A 21,832-nucleotide genomic window follows, 5' to 3' on the forward strand; every position below is an offset into this window, starting at 1 on the left:
CGCCATATTGGATAGTCCTTAGAATTAATTCTCTTCAGAGAATAGATCGCCACCGTGCATGTCGATCATTTCCAACGCCTTACCGCCGCCACGGGCTACGCAAGTCAATGGATCTTCCGCCAGCATCACAGGGATGCCAGTCTCTTGCATCAGCAGACGGTCTAAATCGCGCAGCAAGGCGCCGCCGCCGGTGAGCACCATACCGCGCTCAGAGATATCAGAAGCCAATTCTGGTGGCGATTGCTCCAGCGCCGCCATCACTGCACTGACGATACCTGACAGCGGCTCTTGCAGCGCTTCCAGAATTTCATTGCTGTTCAGGGTGAAGCTTCTTGGTACACCTTCGGCCAAGTTACGGCCACGGACTTCGATTTCCAGCACTTCATCGCCTGGATACGCAGTACCAATAGTGTGCTTGATGCGTTCAGCGGTGGCTTCACCAATCAAGCTGCCGTAGTTACGGCGCACATAGTTGATGATCGCTTCATCAAATTTGTCACCACCGATACGCACTGATGATGAGTAAACCACACCGTTCAACGAGATGATGGCCACTTCAGTCGTACCACCACCGATATCCACCACCATAGAACCGGTCGCTTCAGATACAGGCAAGCCAGCACCGATGGCTGCCGCCATTGGCTCTTCAATCAAATACACTTCACGCGCACCAGCACCCATCGCAGATTCTTTAATCGCACGACGCTCAACTTGGGTTGCGCCTACAGGAACACAGACTAAAACACGCGGGCTAGGACGTAAAAAGCTGTTGTTATGTACTTGTTTAATAAAGTACTGCAGCATTTTTTCAGTGACGTGGAAATCTGCAATCACGCCGTCTTTCATTGGGCGAATCGCTTGAATATTGCCAGGTGTGCGCCCCAGCATCTGTTTTGCTTCCATACCGACTGCGGCGATTGATCGCTGCGCGCCGTTATTTCGGTCCACACGAATGGCAACAACCGAAGGTTCATTGAGCACAATGCCTTCGTTTCTTACATAAATTAAGGTGTTGGCGGTACCTAAGTCGATCGAAAGATCATTGGAAAAAATGCCACGCAGCTTTTTCAACATTTAACTAGCCTGTATTCTGTGGAGTCGGAGAAGAAGATTTGAAAATTAGCTAACTTTATCAATGCCACCCCAGTTCCACAAGCCTGCAAAGCCTAACAAATCCTGACGAATGGCATTTTTTTGAGACGAATAATTGCGTTCTGACGGAAGTCAGACTATTGGCGGCAAAATTAACCGGAATATGTTGCTTTTTTAATCTTAGCGAAATGACGTCAGTGCAGCTCGCGACGGTTGATCACTCGATCATTGCCACGATAGCGACCGAAGTAAGCACTGGCTCTGGGCTCCTGCAGTGCTTCAGTGGCACCATCAAAACCCCAATACCACAATAACCAAGGTGACACGCTTACAGGTGCGGTCACTTTACCGCGGTATTCTCCAGACGACAACCAACGCAAACCAAAACGCCCTGCTGAGACCGCTGCGGGATCACCAAAACGCGAAATCGTTTGGCCGCTACTCAGTTCAGGCTCAAACAGATAGCCAAGCGAGGCATTCGAGGTTTGACTCAGCATGGTTGGCGTAATCACCGAGCAGCTGTCAGCCACATTGGTTTGCCACTGACTACCATTCCAAAACTCAGTTTCACCGCTCATCAATACTGGCTGATTTTCGGGGCCGTAGGAGTTATTTAGCACCGCTCGTCCAAGGCGCATATCCAGTGTCGCTAAGCGTTTGGCGGTGCAACTACTATCAGCCGCACAGTCTGTCGCAGCAGTCACCAGCATATCGGCAAACGACATCGGCACTCGATCGGGATCATTCACCGCCACCCCAACATCCAAGGCAAAATAAGGCCCATCCGCGTTAGGCGCCGCATCACGTGCAAAGGTAAATAACACATTTGAGAACGCCATCTGGCCGTTAACCCAGCTACCACTAATACTGCTTAAGCGCGACGATAGGTCGACGCCATCATTGCCATTTTCAGCCAGCAACTGTGGCACACCAAAGGCAAACGCTCCGCTATAGTTTTGAGTAATGTGGCCGCGGTGATCCAGCGCTTTTAAGGTCAAGCTGGTGGCGATTGGTTGTGTCATATAGCTAAAACTGCCACAACTCGGCGCCATACTTACACTCTCAGCCACAAACTGCTTAGGGTAAATACGCCCAATAGCATCAGAATAATACGCTGGTAAATTAAAGGCATTGCTTCCAAGGTAAAGTTGCTGACTGTTAGTGCTGGCTGCAATTTCAAATACACCCACTTCTGAAATCGCTTGCTGGGTAATGGATGTACCCTCTAAAGAAGCAACTTGGTTGTACGTCTTGACACTTAGCTCCCCTAACGCCCCAGAACTCGGAGCGATAAGCCGATGCGACAGCGAGATATTGTTCATAGCGAAAGACGGCGTATCAGGATTATCGCAAATATTTTGATCATTATCACTCTGCCAGCTTTTCGCTCGTACATTAAGACCAAATGCATCTCCGGTTGCTCGGTATCCTTTGCAAGTTGCGTCTCTAGAGGGGCAGACTGTCTCACTTTCAGAGGAAGAAACGCATAATCCAACGGGAAAACTCACAAAACTGTCGCGCCCTTCAAGTACCAAACCTGCTTCATCTCCTGAGCCAGTGTATCTGGCCAGTAATTCAAGCTTACCTGCATCGTCAAAATTTACCGTCATATTGGCAATGCCGGATGCATTAAAGGAAAGTGATGTTTCAGTTGGATTGGCGGCGTTTCTAAAAACTGGCGCGTTATTCACCATTACCTGTGTATTTGAAATAATGGGATCTTCTAATGCCGATGACCAAAAATTAATGTCTTTATTTGTAGACTTAAATAAGGTTGTACATTGCTGAGTTACATCATCTTTTTTAACCGCCTTGATCTGTACATCAACAGGCTTTCCTGCAAGCTTGTCCGGCACATCAAACACGAAGCCACTGTCTGCAAAACTAATACTACATGCGGCATGACTTAGCCCGGCTCCGCTGCGTTTACATAATGTTTCACTGAAGGCTTTTGTTAATGGCTCAGAACCGTCTACACCTACAGTAACAATGCCTGCTGTAGTATGTTTCAAGCTAACCGTAGTGACGCCACCAGTAAAGGTCACCGTGCTGCCACCCACCCAATGACTATCCGCTGCAGTTGAAGGAGATAATCTTGCCGTCACTCGCTCAGTGTACAACTCGCTACAGCTTGGGTTGTTACATGCTTTTATCGTTACGGCTAAAGGTTCACAGGTCAACGGAGACCCAGCATACTCAAATTCAAAATGATCAATCGTTGAGGAAATAGCTGTCGAGTCCGCAGCACAAATTTTAAAATTATCGAGTTCATGAATATTGTTTGAACCACCTGTTGACCCCGTTAATGACAACATAAAACTAGCCGGTAACGGTGCTTGACCAGATTGTGAGATTACATCAAAGCTTGGGATCAGCGTTTGGTAACCGCTGCCAGAATCCCGTTCCAATTGAACCAAGGCTTTGCCTGATGTGCGTGAATCATAGGTCATTCGATATTTAAAATTAGCATTGTTGTTGTCATCAACTTTCGGAGCTAAGCAATGACCGTAACTGTTCCAATATTGTCCGTCGTTACATGCACCATGCAAATATCGGTAGCCGCTAACGCCACGTCCAGAACCACGGATCGCAACAGTTTGTGGTCTATACCCAATATTGTACGAACCACCTTCATTGGAAAAGTTACCATATTCATCTATGCCTACACCGAGCCAACCACCCGCAAACCCTCCGATTCCCGGTTTAAAACCATACCCCAGCGGACCGCCAAATGCTCCTGGTTGAGGCGTAACAGCAGCGTCAGACAAAACAAACGCAATACCATCAGCACCATTACCGCCATAGGCGTAATGATTAAATTCAATAGTGATAAGATTATTATTGGTTGGGAATAAACGCTGGAAAGTTGCCGACGTCGCTTGGTTACCTGCATTTTCAGTTAACCTCAAACGCCCATTAATCGAGGAGGGAGTAAAGCTACCATTACTTCGCGCAACCACCCAACGTGCGCTCTGCAAAGCAGAAGTAAAATCATCATTAAAACAGGTAAGTGATGGTGGTCGAGTGACATAATTAATCGACGATGTCCCCGTCATAACCAAACTCCCAGCAGTGACACGTCCAGAAATCGACGATGTATCGTCCAACTGCAATTGATGATGCGTGTAGACGTCACCGTCAACTTTACTTGATCCATGCATTGCAAACGTATTGTAGGCAACGACCAGCAATGCACTATTGCTGTCCTTAAATAGAATGTCACCGGAACTAAGCGCGCCATCCTTAACAAACAAACGAACATTACCTTCAATCAAAATATGTCCATTGCTGTTCAGTGCAAGACTTTCAATCCAATAATCGCCGTTCGACAAAGTCACGGTCGCTCCACCACCAACAGCAACAGCCTTTAAGCGATACTCTTGATGTTGTGATGCAAAAGACAGTGAACAACGGCTATATAAACTAACATTAGCAAATTGCGTTTGGCTGCTATTACCCAAAGTTATGCTATCGTTATCTTGACAATATGTGATCGAATAGTCGCCTGAAGATACGCGATAGCTGTTACTACCTGACAAGGATAGCGCGGTGGATGTTTGGTTGGTAATCGCACAATAATCCCTTCCACCAGTGACACTATCACACGCTTGCGTTGGCATACCACTTCCTAGACTCGATGTACAAAAGTCCAACGGACGCCCATTATCGCCGTACATTCTACTTTCGCCGTACATGGCTAATTGTGTGTCTTTTCTTCCACACATACTGCTGTAATCTGTTGATGTGCCTTGAGCCACATCCGGGAAAACTTTATTAAGATCGACAGTGTCAAAAGCAAAGGTCAATTGACAAAATCCGGCAATCGCGAAGAACAAGAAAAAACGTGTTGCCAGTATGTTAGTGGTCAATTTTAATAATGAACTCGTATTACTCACGTGCTTCAACCTCCACACTGCGACTAACTCTCAGACATTGGCGCTCATCAACAGTACCGCTATCACAATTCCCTGTTTGGCAAACTGCATGACTGGTGATCCGATACAAGTGTGCGGTGCCCACAGTAAATGCGGTACAACTCAGCGTAATTGAATCGCAACCATGAAACCCCGTCACATTGGGTGGTGTCCAAGTTGAGGCAACATTACTGCAACTCACGGTGCCACCATTGAGCGGAAACAGCTGCGCTAACGCCGCATCGGCACCGCTGTTAGCGGCATTGAACGCTCGCAAGCTCCACACCTCAAGGTTAACCCCTTCATCTGCATCAGTGCCGATACGTATCAAGCTCGCGGCAAGCACAGCAATCACCACGATAATAAACAGCGCAATCATCAATGCACTGCCTTTCTGGGTGTTAATTAATCGCAGTTGAAAATGTTTGTTACGGGACATTGAACACCTGCACTTGATGCTGATAAGTGAACGATGAACCCGCCACCTCAAAGGTTGGTGATAACTGCACGATCGCATTATTGGTCAAACTGGCAGGCGCAATTGAGATAGGTAACTGTTGGCTGAAATCATTCACCAAGTTTTCCGCCATTAGTACACCAACAAGGTTTGGGCGCAATTGCTGATTTTCAGTATAGCCGTAGTCTTGATAACGGTAGATCTGCCCAGTAGCAAAAAAACAATAACTGACGGGCGCTGATGCCACATAAAAACGTTGCGCCGGAGAATGCTCGCTAAAACGGACACTGGCCGAAAACGTCACCGTGGTGCTATCGCCCGTAACAGCAACACTACTTATTTTCTGCCGTTTACTAATGCTTGGATGATAAATGTCGTTACTTGCGAGCGGATAGATAAACAGTTGCCAGTCAGGTTGCAATGCCGAAGAGGGAGTAAACAATGTGCCCGTTTTCGCTGGCTTTTCAAACGGCATGTCAAGATAGCTGCCGCTGGCCTCAATTGGTACAAATTCAATGCACTGTTGGCTGGCAGGGGTTGCAGGATCAACATATTGCGGCGTTAACCGTAAGCTGCCCGGCACCGCATTGCGTAATTCGCGGGTCATACGTTCAACCGCGTAACGGCTGCTGCCAATAACCTGATCAACTGCGGATGAATCGACAAAAATGCGGGTACCAAAAATCAGAAAACTGCTAACCCCAATAGCAAGGATCCCCAGCAAAATCATCACAGTAACCAACTCGACTAAGGTAAATCCACGCGCTTGCCGCATCAGTAATTACTCCTGACCAGATCAAACACTATCGGCTCACCCGCAGGCGTAGTGACCACTACTTCAATCAACTTATTGTTGGGATCAAGCAACGACACCGAGACACTAAATTGATAGCCTGGATAACTGCTGGCATAGCTATCACTACTGTTCAACATCGGCGAGTCTTGGGTAAGGCCGTGATAATCATCGACATCATCGTAATCATTACGAGATGACTCTTCCGGCCCGATGTTACCACTACACGCAACGCCACTCGGCGAACCGCAAGGAGGTACACCATTCATCGGTGTATTCTCATCAAACGCTTTGCCCCAAATCTCGTTGAGAATACTCTGGCCTAATTCTGCAGCGCGCACCCGTTGCATGGTGTTGGCCGCATGATCACTCTGCGGAAATAACACGCTGGTAAGCAGCACAATGGAGATGCTAAACACCACCATGCCGACAATCAGTTCAATCAGCGTAAAGCCACGATTAGCCCTCATGGATATATCCTTGCGACTCAATGGCAATCGCGAGGGTTTCATCGGCGACCACCCGCAAACAATCTCCAGCACAGCCTATGGTGGTGCGGCCTAAGTGGTCAAACCCGATGGAGAATACGCCCCTACCGTCAGCAAGCGTCAGGGCTGCGCCACGAGGAAAACCTTGCTGTGGCTCGTTGAAAATGACGCCGCTGCAATCTGCCGTCAAATGCGTGAGCTGATAGCCAACTGTATCAACATTCAGTCGAAAACATCGATCAGGATTATTAAAGGCGAGCATTTGATCACGGCGCAACTCAGCGATGATCTCTTGCCGAAGGGCAAAGGCACTGTAGGAAGATGCCCCAAAGAAACGGGGTAATACCACCACCGAAATGATCGCCAATAACAGAATAGTGACGACCAGTTCGATGAGAGTGAATGCTCTTAAACATCTAAAAACCTGATATTTGAGCATATAGTTTAGGATTTAACCGCTAATGTTAGCAGCCAGTATCAACTACTGTAGCTGTAGCACGTTGTCCAACTCCACCAGAAGCTACATATAATACATGGCAAGTTTGTCCACTATTTGGTGCGCCCTGTTGGTAAATAGTAACTGAGGTCCCACTAACTGTGCCAATCCAATCGGTTGCAGGATCTGCATTCGCAGCGCCTATTTGGGCATCAAGAGCAGCATTTAGTGCATCTCGAGTCGCTGCGATATAGCCATTAACAACCGCGACATCATCTGTCGTTGCTGCCGTACCAGCGATATCAACTGTACCATCACCTGATGTAGAACCTTGGATTACCGCCTTGGAATAGACCATCGAGTTTGCACCATCGATCGCTGATTTCATGCCTTGCAGCGTTGAGGCTCGCGCATCGCTCTGCAGGTTAATAAATTTAGGCGCTGCGACCACGGCAAGGATCCCTAAGATGATGATCACTACCACTAATTCAATCAGGGTAAAGCCTTGTTGCTTTTGCATATCACTTTCCTTCAAGCGGTGTTAAAACGATTTTTGTTAGTTAGTAAAGCTAGTTACCTGACCCGTCGCTGGGTTGTACACAATGCCGTTCGCATTCGGTGTATCCATAGTTGGTACTGGGCTGGCAATACCTGTGTCCTGATCAATCACTAATGACGCAACCTGATGATACACACATAAATCAATACCATTGACTGAGCCGCCATTAAGCGTAGTGACACTTCCCCCTTGGCTATCCAGTACTCTCACAGTGTAGCGTTGGTCACGCGCATCTGCAGTATAAATTACATTTTTTGGTGCGCTTTGTAGCACATTTTCAAACACTTGCTGACAAGTTTGGTCGGTCATGGTGGTCGCAGAGGTGTTAGTCAACCCCGTCGGAAAACCAAAACGTGGGTCAAGTGCGATCCGCGTACCATCCAAAATCACCGAACTATTTCGCCGACCATCCACTTCCCACTGAGAACGCACAAAGCTCACCGCAGTAGACAAACCACCAGCCACACCTTCAACGCTTGCGTTTTCGGCATCATCAGCCACATTCAAAAACCGCGGAATCGCGGTGGCAGCCAATAAGCCGAGGATCATAATCACGATCACCAACTCAATCAGCGAAAAACCTGTTACCTTGCGTTGCATACTGCTCTCCTTTGGCTGTATCCGATTTTAGCAGTTAACTATATAAAATCTAATGTAATACTTTAATTTGAATCATTTCCAGAAAAAGTCACTCGACCACTACTAATCTGATAGCTAATGCGCTGTCCAGCACCACTACGGAATTGGCAAACCTGCTGCGTGGAATCAAAGTCGGTACTGATCTCCGCCTGTTGCACCGACATGCCCAACAACTCTGTCCAAAGCTGTTCACACCCTGCTGTATTCCAAGTAACAATCGTCGGCCATCCCCCCTTGTCCATTAAAATGGTATTGGTCGCTTGGCCGTTCTCAAACATTAACCAATCGGCGGTCATCTTTTGCGGCTTACCTAAGCTTTGCCATTGCGAACGCACCATAGCAAGCACATTCAGCAGCCGGTTATGTTCCAACGCTAAGCCATTGCTAGACAACGTATTTATCCCATTAAAATAACGATTAGCTAACACCAACATCAACAGCAGAAACACCAGCAAGGCGATCGTGATACGAAACAGCCCGAGTGATTTCAAATCGCCCTGCTCTTGAGGTTGCATTAGCGACCTCCTTTGACCACGTTGAGCATGTCCCACATTGGCAGGTAGATACCCAGCGCCAAAATCAACACTATCACCGCCACAATTCCGATCAAAATAGGCTCTAACCGTGCAGTGAGGTTTTTAAGATCGTAATCCACCTCACCTTCGTAGAAATCAGCAGCATCGTTTAACAACTGTTCAATCTGGCCTGTCTCTTCACCGACAGACACCATTTGCAACACCAATGGCGTGAACAACTTACTGTTGCGCGACACCCGCAACATAGATTCACCGGCCTCGATACCACGGCGCATACCGACGATACGGTTGTGCATAAAGCGGTTATCGACCGCATCAGCCACAAGGCTAAGTGCAGTGGTCATCGGCACCCCGGCACCCAACATCATCGCAAAGCTGCGGCAATAGCGCGCCAACGTCGAACGCTCAATAATCGAGCCCACCACGGGCAGATGCAGCTTCATCTTATCCCACTGGAGCTCACCATTTTCGGTCTTGTGCCAGTAACGAATCCCAAAAAATGCGGCACCAACACCGACAATCATCAGCGGCCAATAGTTCACAAACAGACTTGAGGTACCTATCAAAAGTTTAGTCGCCCAAGGCAATTCGGCATTAAAGCGGCTAAACATATCGGCAAATTTGGGGATCACAAAAATGTTCATCACCACCAAGGCAATCACCACCGCCAACAGCACAAAGATCGGGTATCGCACTGCGGCTTTAATGCGGCGACGGGTTTCCTGCTCGCGCTCAATATATTTTGACAGCTGCATAAAGGTTTCTTCTAAGCGGCCGGTGTTTTCCCCAACGTGCACCATAGAAACAAACAGCGGGTCAAAAATATGAGGATGCTGGTTCATGGCCGACGACAATGAGTAACCGGCAGTCAGCTGCACCAACACCTCATTTAACGCCGCTTGTAATTGCTTCGAATGGGTCGACTCCGCTAACCCAGCAATGGCTCGCAACATCGGAATACCACTGCGGGTCAAGGAATACATCTGCCGGGTAAATATTTGCAGCTCGTCTAAGCTAATTTGACTGCGAAACAACGCGGCGAAATCGACATTTTGCCGCGCTTTGGCTTCACGCAGCTCGAGTGGAATAACCGCGCGCGCCATCAGTTGATCAGCTGCAGCATTGGCATTCGCAGCGTCCAATTTGCCGGTTACGGCTTGTCCTGATGCATCCCTGCCGCGGTATTCAAATGTCGGCATAGTTAAACTCCGGAACCCATCAGTTCAGCCACGGGGATTTGTGCATCTGACACATCTTCGACAAGGTTCGCCACCTCATCCAACGTGGTGATGCCACTGTGCAGATATTCCAGCGCGGATTGCAGCAAAGGTTTAAACAGTGGTGACTGTTTCGCGACTAAGGTGAAGCGTTCTGGGTCGCCCGAACGCATCGCTTCAATCATCGGCTCATCTAACTCTAGAATTTCGAACACACCTACTCGGCCACGATAACCAGTGCCGGAACAACTTTGACAACCGCTGCCTTTGCGCAATTTGGCACTGGCAAAATCGATATTTGAAACGCTGGATAACCATGCGTGCTCTTGTGTATTAAGAATGTAAGGCTCAGCACAATGCTCGCAAATTCGGCGGATCAATCGCTGGGAAATAATCACCCGCAACGCACTTGCCACCAAATAACTGGCCGCCCCCATATCGATCAAACGCAATGCACTGGTAATAGCATCGTTGGTGTGCAACGTCGACAGAACGAAGTGACCGGTTAATGCGCCTCGTAAGCCGATTTCTACGGTTTCGCGGTCACGCATCTCCCCCACCATGATAACGTCCGGATCTTGACGCAGGGTGGTGCGCAGTACGCTGGCAAAATCGAGCCCAATCTTATGGTTAACCTGCACTTGGTTGATCCGCGGCAGTTTATATTCCACGGGATCTTCTACGGTAATAATCTTGCGCTCGGCCTTGTTCAGTTCACTCAAAATGCCATACAGGGTGGTGGTTTTACCGCTACCGGTTGGACCGGTCACCAACAGCATCCCATGAGGGCGATGGATCTGTTGCCGAATCCGCATCAGCAGCGAATTGGGCATCCCTGTCTGCTCCAAGGTTAACAAACCTGCAGATTGGTCCAACAGACGCATTACCACGGATTCGCCGTGATAAATTGGCATAGTCGACATACGCACATCGATAGGGTGGCCTTTGACATCAATATGGAAGCGGCCATCTTGCGGCAGACGTTTCTCCGAAATATCGAGCCCAGCCATCAGCTTTAAACGTAATACCAGTGCCGACGCAATGTTGACCTCTTTTAACAGCGTCTCTTGCAGTAAACCGTCAACCCGATGGCGAATGCGCAGCATTTTATCGTCAGGTTCGATGTGAATATCTGAGGCACGAATTTGCACTGCGTCTTCAAAAATAGACTGCAGCAACTTCACAACCGTGGTTTCGTTGTCGGTATCGGCTGAGGTGATGGCGTTCAGGTCAAACTGCTCACCAGCGGAGTATTCCTCCTCCAGCTGCCCCGCCATCTGTTCGATCTGGCTGGTGAGGCGATACAAGCTATCAAACGCAGTAAACAGCTGTTGCTCTTTAACAACCGCTAGTTTGAGCTGTCGCGGTGCGAGTAAAATTTCTAATTCATCAAGCGCTTGCAAGTCAGCGGGATCACTCATTGCCACCAGCACGGAATCCGCATCAGCTTCAATCGGTAAAGCACGGAACCGTCGCGCCTGTACTTCAGACAGCAAGGTCACCACACTTTGTGGCACCACCCGACGGCTGATATCCATCATCGGAATACTTAACTGCTGCGACAAGAATTGCAGCATCTGATCTTCACTGATGTAATCGAGATTGATCAGCGTATAGCCAAGCTTACGCCCAGTCTTGCGTTGTTCCGCCAGCGCACTGACGAGTTGTTCCTCAGTGATAATATGCTCTTGTACCAACAAGTCACCAAGGCGCATTTTGAGTCTGGGTTTCAACGTACTTCTCCTATCTGCAATAAGCGGCTTTCAATGTACGCGCGTGCATCGACCGATAGTCCACTCATCGTGAGCGCCTGGCGGTATTCGCTAACAGCCGCTGCATAATTGCCTTGGGCATCTAATGCATGGGCATAGCCAAAACGCCAGCGGCCATCATCTGGCGCAAGCAGTAACAACTGCTGATAACCTTGAGCCACCTTCAACCAATCCTGCTGTTGCTGCGCAATACGTAGCACTGCAAGCCATTTTTCATTGGCCAGCGCGGAGTTATCGCTGATGCGTTCCAAACTGTTAGCGGCTTGTGGCCATTGGGCACGAGCAATCTGCACCCGCGCCAGCAACAGCCAAAACTCGTCATATTGAGGATAGTTCGCTACGCCAATTTGCAGTACGGCTTCGGCATCATCCAATTTGGCTTCAGCGTAATAAAGTGCCGCCAGTTGCCGTCTTGCTTCATGCAAGCTGGGGTTATTACGTAATGCTTGATTCAGTTCCACCACCGCCTGCTGACGATTACCGTCGGCCAGCAACACCTTGGCTTGCTGCAGTTGCTTTTGCGCCAATTGCGCTGGAGTTAACTCAACTTCGGTGATCTGCAGCTGATTACTGCTAGTGACGTTTTTTGCAGGCTTCTCTCGCGAGTTACTGGTCGACGGCTGCGTCACTGGCGCAGACGAAACCTCGCGTTGTTGTTCAGTTAACCTGGCAGCAGGTTCAACCACTGAGGTTGGAGCAACTGCCGTTGCCATCACTGCGGACTGAGTGACAGTGGCGTTTGGCGCTGGAGTAGACTCAAGATGAGCAACAGCGTCCGCAGGATTGGCCGGAGTTACTGTCGGTATTGTGGGTGTTACTTGCTGCTGCGCAGCAGTTTTAGCAGCAACATCCACGGAAAGCGCGGGTTGAGATTCTACGGCCGTAGATGTGGCAGTAGGTGCAGGCGAAGAGACCGTTTCTGCAGTAGTTTCAGTAGCAACATTTTCGGCAGCGGTTGTCTCTTGCGCGGCGAGAGCAACAGCTGGCGCATCAGCTGCCAACGATGCCGTGTGCACTAGCTCTGGTTGGTTGGCGTGTTTATCCGCTTGAGTGAGTAACCACCAGCCAAGGGCAGCCATTAACACGCCCAGCATCAACCCCAGCATTAATAACTTCCAACTCGATTTGGCGGGGGTGACCGACAACTGTGCAGTTGCTGCAGCACTAAAACCATGCTGTTGTTGGCGCTGATCAAGGTCTTTTAACATTTGATTGACGACACTCATAACAGACCTCGCCACAGCATGGCGCCACCGGCCAATGTTAATGCCATCAACAGCAGCCCCCACAACCAAGTTTGGCTAATTTGACTCGCATCTTCGGTGTCTTTAATTGCCGCACGCACATGCTTGTGGTTAACGCAGCTCAGTCCCTCACCAAAACTTAGCATCAGCGCCTTATGGGCAAGCACATTGATCAAACGCGGAATACCCCGTGAACCTTTAAACAATAACTTAGCCTCAGCAGGATGGAATAAAGGTTGGCCTTGATAGCCAGACACAGCCAAACGATGGCGCACATAGGCCGCCACTTCATTTAAGGTCAATGGCCGCAACTGGTAGCTAAAGGTGATGCGCTGCCGTAGCTGGCGCAGATTATCTTGCGCTAAGCGCTGATCCAACTCAGGCTGGCCGAATAACACTACCTGCACCAATTTGCGTTGCTCAGTTTCAAGGTTAGTGAATAGTCGCAGCGCTTCAAGGCTCTCATCGGGCAAAGCTTGGGCTTCATCCAGCACCAGCACAATTTGCTTGCCATCGGCAGCAAGATTTAGCAGCTGCTGCTGGATCAAGCCGGTCAGCTGCAGTTGATCGTGCACATCGGCCGTAGCAATGCCGAGTTCTTCCGCCACAGCTAATCGCAATTCCATCGGATTTAGATAAGGATTAGGCAAATAAGCGCACACAAATGAATCGGGTAATTCGTTCAGCAACTTGCGGCAAATGAGGGTTTTACCTGTCCCAACTTCACCAGTGACTTTGATGAACCCCTCACCCGATTGCAGTGCTACTTGCAGTACTTGCAGCGCCTCGACATGAGGCGCCAGTCCGAAAAAGAATCCGGTGTTTGGGGTGAGCGCAAACGGCAAAGTTTGCAGACCAAAATGTTGCTGATACATGGCTTAGTTGCTCTGTGGATACCAGCGATCTAACAAGGATTGTGATTGCTGCAGCTGTTGCTGCCAAGTGTCAGCGCCCACCACAGTCGGTTTAATTAAAATGACCAGTTCGGTTTTGTTTACCGCTTTCACTTTATTGGTAAACAATTGCCCCAATAACGGCACATCACCCAGTAGCGGCACTTTCGATTCACGATCTGAGCTGCTGGTTTTCATCAAACCACCAATCACCACCACATCGCCAGAACGGGCGCGGATCACCGTGTCGGATTCGCGGATCTCGCTTTGTGCCAAAGGCAGTTCTAATGAGTCGTTACCCACTTGAATGTTCTTTTGCTGATCGCTGACATCAGTTACTGAGGGATGCACATGTAACAGCACATTACCATCGCCATCAATTTGCGGTGTCACATCGAGCGCAATACCGGAGAAGAACGGTGTCAGCTCCACATCTGGGGTAGTGACCGACGTTGAGGCACTTGCCACGGTTGAGGCAGAAACGTTGGTCACGTAGTACTCATCGGTCCCCACTTTAATAATCGCTTTTTGGTTATTCGATGCGGTTACCCGTGGACTCGATAGCACATCCACATCGCCTTGAGTTTTCAGTAAGCTAATCAAACCACCGAAATCTGAACTACCATCGGCACGATTTTGCGCGAAGGTGAATGAGGTCACGCCGCCAATCGCTTGGCTGATACTGTCACCAACCGCACCGGCAGACGTACTAAAGTTAAATGCAGTATTGCCATTCGCCAACGCGGTACCTAGCACGTTATCCCATTGAATACCTTGCTGATAATTATCAGACAACTGCACTTCAACAATTTTGGCTTCCAAAACCACTTGCCGTTGCAGATGCTGCTCCGATTGATTTAAAAACTGACGGATTTGCCGCAGTTCATCAGGGAACGCCCGCACGGTCACCAAACCCGCTTGTGGGCTCACCACCACACTGCGACCATCACCGGTAGCGCCAATAATAGAGACTAAGGTTTCTTGCAATTTACCCCAAAAATCGGTCTTGGTTCGCGATGAAATAAAGGTGCCGTTGGTAGTGTTATTGCTGTTATTTTGATTGAAATTACCAGAACTGTTGCCACCGCCATTATTGTTGGATTGGAAATTACTATTGGAATTACTGCCATTACGGTTGCTGCTATTGTTGTCGGTAATCCGACCAGAGCTGACTGAGGTCAGTGATAACCCATCGCGCTCCATATCGAGGTAATTCACCGCAAATGTTTCGCTGCGCATGCCTGCAGGATAGATTTGCAGCACTTTACCCGCACGAGCGATTTCATAACCGTACAGGTCTTGAACTACCTTCAGTACTTCCGGCAGGGTCACCCCTTTTAACGACAGCGAAATCGTACCGCTGACATTGGGGTGAACCGCCACACTCAGCGGAGTACCTTCCACCAAACTGTTGAAAAACACTTTGGCATCAACATCATGCGCTGACACATTAAAGCGCTTCTCAACCGGCGCTGCGCTGACACCCGATAATAAACTGCCACCCGTCAACTCTTGCTGCAGACTCGCAGGCATAGGCGCTGCGGGCGGTACCGCTTTTTGCTCGGCAGGCTTAAGCGACTCATTCAGTGCTTGTTTTGATGCCGCCGGATTGGGTCTATCCGTCGCCTGACACCCGGCAAGAGCGAGAGAAAGACAGCAAAAGAGGAAAGGCAGTTTATTCATTGTTATCTCTTCTTGTTCTGCTTAGTCACAGTAGGAAACAGGCTTAAACGACGCCCATCCGCCAGCGAAACTTGGTTATCGTGGATGGCGCTAATCACCACGCCGTTAACGCTATCACCCACGTGATAAATCTGATTATTGATCACAGCATGTTTACCGGTTGCCCCCGTAACAATGCTGTTAAGTTGCAAGCGCACTTCTGCACTCGGCAAGGCCTCCGCCGCACTGCCCATGCGTACGCCCGCAGGTGGCATCGTGGGATCACGTAAGCTGGCAGCACTCGCGGGTAGCGTAGCCACCAATAACACCCAAAGTAATCGCTTAGTTGTTAGCAACACTGATGAAATCCTTATTGATACTTAGGGTATAGAGTGACAACTCCACTTGTGCCAGCGGATACTTATCTACCTGATAATCCAATGACTTCCAGTATAGCTTGTGCTCCATAGATTCAATCGCTTGGACAAACTTCATCACCGCAAAGTAATCCCCTTCAAAGGTCATCACTATGCCATGGCTATAGAGATTCATCTCGCCGCCTGATGCTTCATCGCCCACTTTCAGCAGCGGGTTGGGTTCAACTGATTTAAAGCTCGACAGCGTGACACCTTTACTGCGTTCCAGCAGTTGCGCCAATAACATCGGCATTTTATCGGCAGGGATCAAATCTAAAGTTTGCTGGTTAAGCTGCTGATCGATGTCAGCAATCTGCGCGATGAATTGCTGCTGTTGCTGACGTAACTCTTGATTAGGATCTTGCGCTAGGCGCTGGTTTAATAACACGATTTGGTCATTAGTATTACGCAGCAACTTAGTTGCGCTTTGCTGTTGCTGCTGTAACTTACCATGCTGCGTCCACATTGCATCAAAGGGAACATACACAATCGACGCAGCTAACAACCAGCAAACCAAGGCCACCATCTGCCGTTCACGTTGTGACAGCGGGTTATACAGGCCAGCAAGCTTTTCAAAGTATTTCATTTGGTTGCCTCCCCTAACTCACTGGTCAGCACAAAGGCTAATGGCTGCTGCTCGCCGCGTTCCATGGTCATTGAAGCAAACGACTTCCCTTTGAAACTCTCGGTTTGTGATAGTCGACCAATCCAAGCGGGCACTTCGGCAGGCTTGTCGCTGTAACCTTCAAAGCGCAGTGCTTGCTCGTCAAATCGTAACCGTGTCAGCCAAATCTTACCGTCAGACACATCAGCCAACTCTTGCAGCTTTTCGGTAAATCCTACCGACTTTAACTGTTCGCGTTGCTTGAGTTCATGCAGCAACAAGGTTTTGAGTCGCAGCTCCTGCTGCTGTTCAGTAACCTGCGCTTGCAGGGCAGCATCGGCTTGATGTTGTTGAAGTTTTAGCTGCAGGCCATCTCGCTGTTGTTCAGCAGTTTGAGTCTGAGTTCGCAACTGTGCGAGCTGTGTCTGCAGTTGCTGATTTTGATACCAAAGCAAACCGTTAGCTGCAGCGCCGAGCAAGATAATCAGCCCAAATAGCGCAGCCAAACGAGTAAAGGTAAGCCGCTGCTTCGGCGGCAATAAACTCGCCGAAAAGAGGTTAACACGGGTCTTACTCATGCTTCCTCCCGTGACAATTCTAAGCAGCCAAGCTCAGCAAATTTGGCACAGATATCAGCCGCCTCAACCAAATTAACCGGTTGGTTGAAGTTAGCCGATACTAATTTGCCCAACAATTGACGCTCGCCCGAACACAGTAATTCAATAGAATTAACTGGCGCTTGGCGCATCTGGCTTTCAAAAAAGTCCATCGAGCGTTGCAGTTCCAAACTAAGACTGTCAGCAATTCGCCCCCGCAAATCATCTTCGGTATAACTATCGAGCGCGCTAAAGCCACGCACGCGGCGAAACATCCACAGTTCGCGGTTTTTCACCACGGTTAGAAACACATCTTCACCCGGCACATGACTTACAACGAGACGGGCCTGGTTATCGGCCTCAAACAGATTGGCTGGCATCAGCTCTTCAATGCTGATCCCCACAATTTCAAGGCCTTGCGCTTGAGCCGCCAGCGCCATCTTGCTCAATTCTCTGCGATCGGTAATCACCACTTGAATCTTGCTGGCTGAGGCTGAAGGGAATTCAAAATAATCAAGATGGATGTCAGTAACCGGTGTTTGCACCATATCTTTTACCGACCACAGCAAGGCTTGCTGCATTTCATCTTCTGGCACATTGGGCCTGTCGACTGTCAGCACTTGATAACGCCCAGCTGCTAATACCAATTGCAGCGTGGCAGCACCGTAATTCGTAGCCAGTTCACTAAATAGCGCACTCCAGTCGCCTTGATGGCTATAAAAACGCACGTCATGCTCCGCCGTGGCCTTACACGCCCATGCAGCGTTGGCGCTGACAAAGAGTCCGAGTTGTTGTTCTGGTCGTTTCGCACGCCAAAATTGCCATCGTTTTAGGGCTGCTGTCATATTGCTTTTAAGTTCTCATCGAGTCATTACAAGCTTAAAAACGTGAGCGCTGCTGCACTGCGCATCTACAAATTTAAATGGATGTTATACGCTAATTAACTAATTCTACAGAGAATAATAGGTGAAAAATGTAAAGCTGTGCTGTGACTTTGGGCTAAGTCGCAACAATAGTGATTAATCTATTGAAATTGGGTCACTAAATAACGGGCCTTGAGCCGCACTAATGCCTAAAATTTTCAGTGTTTGCCACTCTTCTAATAGCTCAACCCCCTCTGCCACAACGTCAATATCTGTCAGCGGTAAACTCCCCATTAGACTACGAATAAACAGCTGATTCTCAGGACGTAAATGAATCTGCTTCACCAACGAACGGTGCAGTTTCACCATGTCAAAACCGGCTTCTACAATATATTGAGTACTAATCACCTGTTGCCCCACATGATCAACGCACAAACGCGCGCCCATCATTTTGATCATCTGTAATCGTGGCTGCAGTTGCACTAAAGCCTCAACGGTGAATGACTCATCAACTTCCACGATCAACCGCGGCATCAGGTCGCGATGCTCTAACATGATCCGTTTTAACCAACGGAAAAAGTCGTTATTCATCAACGTATCGTGTGCCAAATTGATACTGAAATAATCCGCGCCATGGCCACTAGGAAGCAGATCATAAATAATCCGCTCTAAGGTAAAACGCTCGATTTGTGGAATTAAACCACACTTGATTGCCATCGGCAGAAACAGGGTCGCGCGCACTAAATTGCCGTCGACTTCGCGCGCTCGAGTAAAAATTTCGCGGTGATGGACTAAACCATCGGCATCAATCACAGGTTGCGCGAAATTCACAAAACGCTTGTCGGCCAAAGCCATCTCTAAGAAGGTACGCCAACGCACAGAGCCGCGGGCAAACTCTGCATCCACGGCGCCTTTGTCGTACATAAACCAGTTATTATTGCCCTGCATCTGTGCCGCCCGCAGCGCCATTTCAGCTTCTTCTAACAACTGATTGGGCTCATCACCCAACTTAAAATAGGCGCAGCCCACATGACAAAAGGCATCGTGTTGTGCCACTTCGTCTGGTTTTAGGCTGGCGCACAACTTCACTAAGCGTGAAGCTAACTGTTCTGCTTCAGCTAAGCTGATCTGCGTCACCAATACTGCGAACTGACTATGACTGCGGCGGGTCAACACACTGTTAGGCACCGACTGCAGCATGCGCCCGATATGATCGACATTGAGCAACAGATATTCGCGCAAGCCGTTATCGCCTAATAGTTGATGCAACTGCTCAAGCTCTTCAAATTCCAACAGTAACAACGCACCGTGAGACATCATGCCGCTGCTGCCACTGAGCGCATCGAGGCGGTTGTCAAACAGCAGCCGATTACCGATACGGGTTTCATGATCAAGAAAAGTGTTACTGCGAATAAAGGTATCAAACCGCGCCCGCTCCTTTTTGGCTTCAGCGAGCTGATCAAGCAACTGCGAAATGGCGCGATTAATAAAGCGAGGGTGGCCTTTGCTGTAGCGATTGCGCGCCAGTTCATAGCGACCTTTAAGGATCAAATGACAACGCTCACCGATGGTTTCTAATCCAGCGAGCTGATCGGCATACCAGCGATACCCTAAGCGCGCGGTGATAAGCACGCCGACAAAACCCATCAGCACAATCCAGATTTCAAATTTATTCGGCAGGTAATGCCACAAGGGCTGCGGCAACAACAGTTGCATCCGAACTTTGGGTTGCTGTGGCAGTTGCAGATCAATCACCCTCGGCATATCAGCGAGTTGACCACTGACGTATTCATACAGCAGTTCTTGGCCATTCCAGACCCGTGCTTCTAACGCATCGGCGGAGCGGATTAGATCAGGCAGCCATAAATTGATTTGAGGTAACTCTTGCTGATGAAGATGAGATGCTAAAGATTGTTCAATAACATCAATATGATGCTGTTGAAAACGGTAGGTCAATTGCGAATAGGCCATAATCGCCATCAATAAGCCCACCAAAAAGGTGATGCTCAGCGACAATAGCCAAAAGCGCGATAAACGAATGGTGAGAAGCCGAGTTAATTCCATAAATGTGGCGTTCCTGATCACCGAAATTGTCGGTCAAGCTAGTCACAACACAAGCAAATTTACGCTGGCGAACGCATAAACAAATCCCGCCAACATAACCACATTTACCCAAGCCTTCGTTAGTCTAGATATTCCGAAAAACCGACTTATAAGGCTTTTGATTATTAAGCAGTTAGCCCCAAAACGCAACCGCACACCCATAACAAAAACGCCCTCACGAAGAGGGCGTTAATCGAGGCGAAATAACAGTAGCCGCTTACTCTTGGTATTCTGGTACTGTATTGATTTCAGCCACACCTGATTCAATCGCAGCAATCGCAACCGCTTTGGCTACGCGCGCTAACAAACGTGGGTCCATTGGCTTTGGCAGGACGTAGTTTTTGCCAAATGTCAGCTCAGTAATGTTCGGGTAAGCCGCCAATACTGACGCGGGTACTGATTCTTTCGCCAACTCAGCCAAGGCATACACTGCTGCCAGCTTCATTTCATCATTGATTTCACGGGCACGCACATCCAGCGCACCACGGAAAATGAATGGAAAACACAACACGTTGTTCACTTGGTTTGGATAATCGCTGCGACCCGTACCCATAATCAGATCGCTACGGGTAGCGTGGGCAATCGCTGGGTTGATTTCTGGATCAGGGTTTGAACAAGCGAAAATCACTGGGTTGTCAGCCATCAACGCCAACTCTTCCGCGCCCAACAGGTTAGCACCTGACAGCCCCAAGAATACGTCAGCCCCTTCCATCGCATCACGCAGCGTACGCTTTTCCGTTGGCGTGGCGAACAAGGCTTTATATTCGTTGAGATCGGTACGGTCACTGTGGATCACGCCTTTACGGTCCAACATATAGATGTTTTCACGTTGTGCACCACACTTCACCAACAAGCTCATACAGGCGGTCGCTGCAGCGCCAGCACCCAAGCAAACAAATACAGCATCTGCAATATTTTTACCTTGGATTTCCAGTGCGTTAATCATACCTGCAGCCGTCACAATGGCGGTGCCGTGTTGGTCGTCGTGAAATACCGGAATAGCACAACGGGAAATTAATTCACGTTCAATTTCAAAACACTCAGGTGCTTTAATATCTTCGAGGTTAATACCGCCAAAAGTATCGGCAATAGCTTCAACAGTATTAATAAAATCTTCGTTTGTACGATGTTTAACCTGAATATCGGTCGCATCGATGTTAGCAAAGCGTTTAAATAATAGCGCTTTACCTTCCATTACAGGTTTAGAAGCCAAAGGACCAAGATTACCCAATCCGAGAATTGCAGTACCGTTTGAGATTACAGCAACAGTATTGCCTTTGTTGGTGTAACGGTATGCATCTGCAGGATTAGCAGCGATTTCACGTACGGGCTCTGCCACACCTGGGCTATAAGCTAACGCCAAGTCCATACTGGTTTCAGCAGCTTTGGTAAGTGCAACAGCGGTTTTCCCGGGTACAGGGAATTCATGGTAATCAAGTGCTTTTTGACGGAAATCGGTCATCTTTCTTTCCTAAGTTCAAGCCAATATATTAGTGCCCACTACATTTGAATTTATCGCCACATTTTGAATAGTTAGAAGTGTGACCA

20 protein-coding genes are annotated in these 21,832 nt (G+C 48.7%); all 20 read right to left on the reverse strand.

The genetic code is table 11. From position 1 onward, the window contains the following. Positions 1 to 24: 24 nt before the first annotated feature. Positions 25 to 1,074, reverse strand: a complete 1,050-nt coding sequence (locus JYB87_RS16140) for a rod shape-determining protein (protein WP_037441700.1) — start codon at positions 1,072 to 1,074, stop codon at positions 25 to 27. 212 nt (positions 1,075 to 1,286) lie between these two features. Further along, positions 1,287 to 4,712 (reverse strand): DUF6701 domain-containing protein, encoded by a 3,426-nt coding sequence (locus JYB87_RS16145; protein WP_207354469.1) that lies wholly within the window; start codon positions 4,710 to 4,712, stop codon positions 1,287 to 1,289. A 268-nt stretch (positions 4,713 to 4,980) separates the two neighbouring features. Further along, positions 4,981 to 5,445 (reverse strand): MSHA biogenesis protein MshP, encoded by a 465-nt coding sequence (locus tag JYB87_RS16150; RefSeq protein ID WP_207354470.1) that lies wholly within the window; start codon positions 5,443 to 5,445, stop codon positions 4,981 to 4,983. Beyond that, positions 5,435 to 6,238, reverse strand: a complete 804-nt coding sequence (locus JYB87_RS16155) for a PilW family protein (RefSeq protein WP_207354471.1) — start codon at positions 6,236 to 6,238, stop codon at positions 5,435 to 5,437. Before JYB87_RS16155 ends, JYB87_RS16150 begins: the two co-directional genes overlap by 11 nt. After that, positions 6,238 to 6,726 (reverse strand): type IV pilus modification PilV family protein, encoded by a 489-nt coding sequence (locus tag JYB87_RS16160; RefSeq protein WP_407695819.1) that lies wholly within the window; start codon positions 6,724 to 6,726, stop codon positions 6,238 to 6,240. The genes JYB87_RS16155 and JYB87_RS16160 overlap by 1 nt, the downstream gene beginning before the upstream one ends. Continuing rightward, positions 6,716 to 7,183: a type II secretion system protein gene (locus JYB87_RS16165; RefSeq protein WP_207354473.1), complete on the reverse strand. Its 468-nt coding sequence runs from the start codon at positions 7,181 to 7,183 to the stop codon at positions 6,716 to 6,718. Before JYB87_RS16165 ends, JYB87_RS16160 begins: the two co-directional genes overlap by 11 nt. A 25-nt stretch (positions 7,184 to 7,208) precedes the next feature. Then, positions 7,209 to 7,700: a prepilin-type N-terminal cleavage/methylation domain-containing protein gene (locus JYB87_RS18850; protein WP_207354474.1), complete on the reverse strand. Its 492-nt coding sequence runs from the start codon at positions 7,698 to 7,700 to the stop codon at positions 7,209 to 7,211. A 36-nt stretch (positions 7,701 to 7,736) separates the two neighbouring features. Then, positions 7,737 to 8,339 (reverse strand): prepilin-type N-terminal cleavage/methylation domain-containing protein, encoded by a 603-nt coding sequence (locus JYB87_RS16175; RefSeq protein ID WP_207354475.1) that lies wholly within the window; start codon positions 8,337 to 8,339, stop codon positions 7,737 to 7,739. A gap of 62 nt (positions 8,340 to 8,401) precedes the next feature. Further along, a complete protein-coding gene (locus JYB87_RS16180) occupies positions 8,402 to 8,893 on the reverse strand; it encodes a hypothetical protein (protein ID WP_207354476.1) in 492 nt (163 codons plus the stop codon). Then, positions 8,893 to 10,113: a type II secretion system F family protein gene (locus tag JYB87_RS16185; protein WP_207354477.1), complete on the reverse strand. Its 1,221-nt coding sequence runs from the start codon at positions 10,111 to 10,113 to the stop codon at positions 8,893 to 8,895. The genes JYB87_RS16180 and JYB87_RS16185 overlap by 1 nt, the downstream gene beginning before the upstream one ends. A 2-nt stretch (positions 10,114 to 10,115) precedes the next feature. Continuing rightward, a complete protein-coding gene (locus JYB87_RS16190; RefSeq protein ID WP_324032289.1) occupies positions 10,116 to 11,864 on the reverse strand; it encodes a GspE/PulE family protein in 1,749 nt (582 codons plus the stop codon). After that, on the reverse strand, positions 11,861 to 13,129 hold the full coding sequence (locus JYB87_RS16195; protein ID WP_207354478.1) for a tetratricopeptide repeat protein: 1,269 nt from the start codon (positions 13,127 to 13,129) through the stop codon (positions 11,861 to 11,863). Before JYB87_RS16195 ends, JYB87_RS16190 begins: the two co-directional genes overlap by 4 nt. After that, positions 13,126 to 14,022, reverse strand: coding sequence for an ExeA family protein (locus JYB87_RS16200; protein ID WP_207354479.1), 897 nt, complete (start codon positions 14,020 to 14,022; stop codon positions 13,126 to 13,128). The genes JYB87_RS16195 and JYB87_RS16200 overlap by 4 nt, the downstream gene beginning before the upstream one ends. A gap of 3 nt (positions 14,023 to 14,025) precedes the next feature. After that, entirely contained in the window at positions 14,026 to 15,723 is a 1,698-nt protein-coding gene (gene mshL, locus JYB87_RS16205) for a pilus (MSHA type) biogenesis protein MshL (protein ID WP_207354480.1), read from the reverse strand. A 2-nt stretch (positions 15,724 to 15,725) separates the two neighbouring features. Next, complete coding sequence (locus JYB87_RS16210; RefSeq protein WP_207354481.1) at positions 15,726 to 16,061, reverse strand: MSHA biogenesis protein MshK; 336 nt, start codon at positions 16,059 to 16,061, stop codon at positions 15,726 to 15,728. After that, a complete protein-coding gene (locus JYB87_RS16215; RefSeq protein WP_207354482.1) occupies positions 16,045 to 16,704 on the reverse strand; it encodes an MSHA biogenesis protein MshJ in 660 nt (219 codons plus the stop codon). Before JYB87_RS16215 ends, JYB87_RS16210 begins: the two co-directional genes overlap by 17 nt. Further along, entirely contained in the window at positions 16,701 to 17,300 is a 600-nt protein-coding gene (locus tag JYB87_RS16220) for a PilN domain-containing protein (RefSeq protein WP_207354483.1), read from the reverse strand. Before JYB87_RS16220 ends, JYB87_RS16215 begins: the two co-directional genes overlap by 4 nt. Next, complete coding sequence (locus JYB87_RS16225) at positions 17,297 to 18,163, reverse strand: MSHA biogenesis protein MshI (RefSeq protein ID WP_207354484.1); 867 nt, start codon at positions 18,161 to 18,163, stop codon at positions 17,297 to 17,299. The genes JYB87_RS16220 and JYB87_RS16225 overlap by 4 nt, the downstream gene beginning before the upstream one ends. Before the next feature lie 174 nt (positions 18,164 to 18,337). After that, positions 18,338 to 20,245 (reverse strand): RNase E specificity factor CsrD, encoded by a 1,908-nt coding sequence (csrD, locus tag JYB87_RS16230; protein WP_207354485.1) that lies wholly within the window; start codon positions 20,243 to 20,245, stop codon positions 18,338 to 18,340. A 256-nt stretch (positions 20,246 to 20,501) separates the two neighbouring features. After that, a complete protein-coding gene (locus JYB87_RS16235; RefSeq protein ID WP_207354486.1) occupies positions 20,502 to 21,746 on the reverse strand; it encodes a malic enzyme-like NAD(P)-binding protein in 1,245 nt (414 codons plus the stop codon). Positions 21,747 to 21,832: the final 86 nt, after the last annotated feature.

Origin of the sequence: Shewanella avicenniae, from assembly GCF_017354945.1 — a bacterium.
Taxonomy (GTDB): domain Bacteria; phylum Pseudomonadota; class Gammaproteobacteria; order Enterobacterales; family Shewanellaceae; genus Shewanella; species Shewanella avicenniae.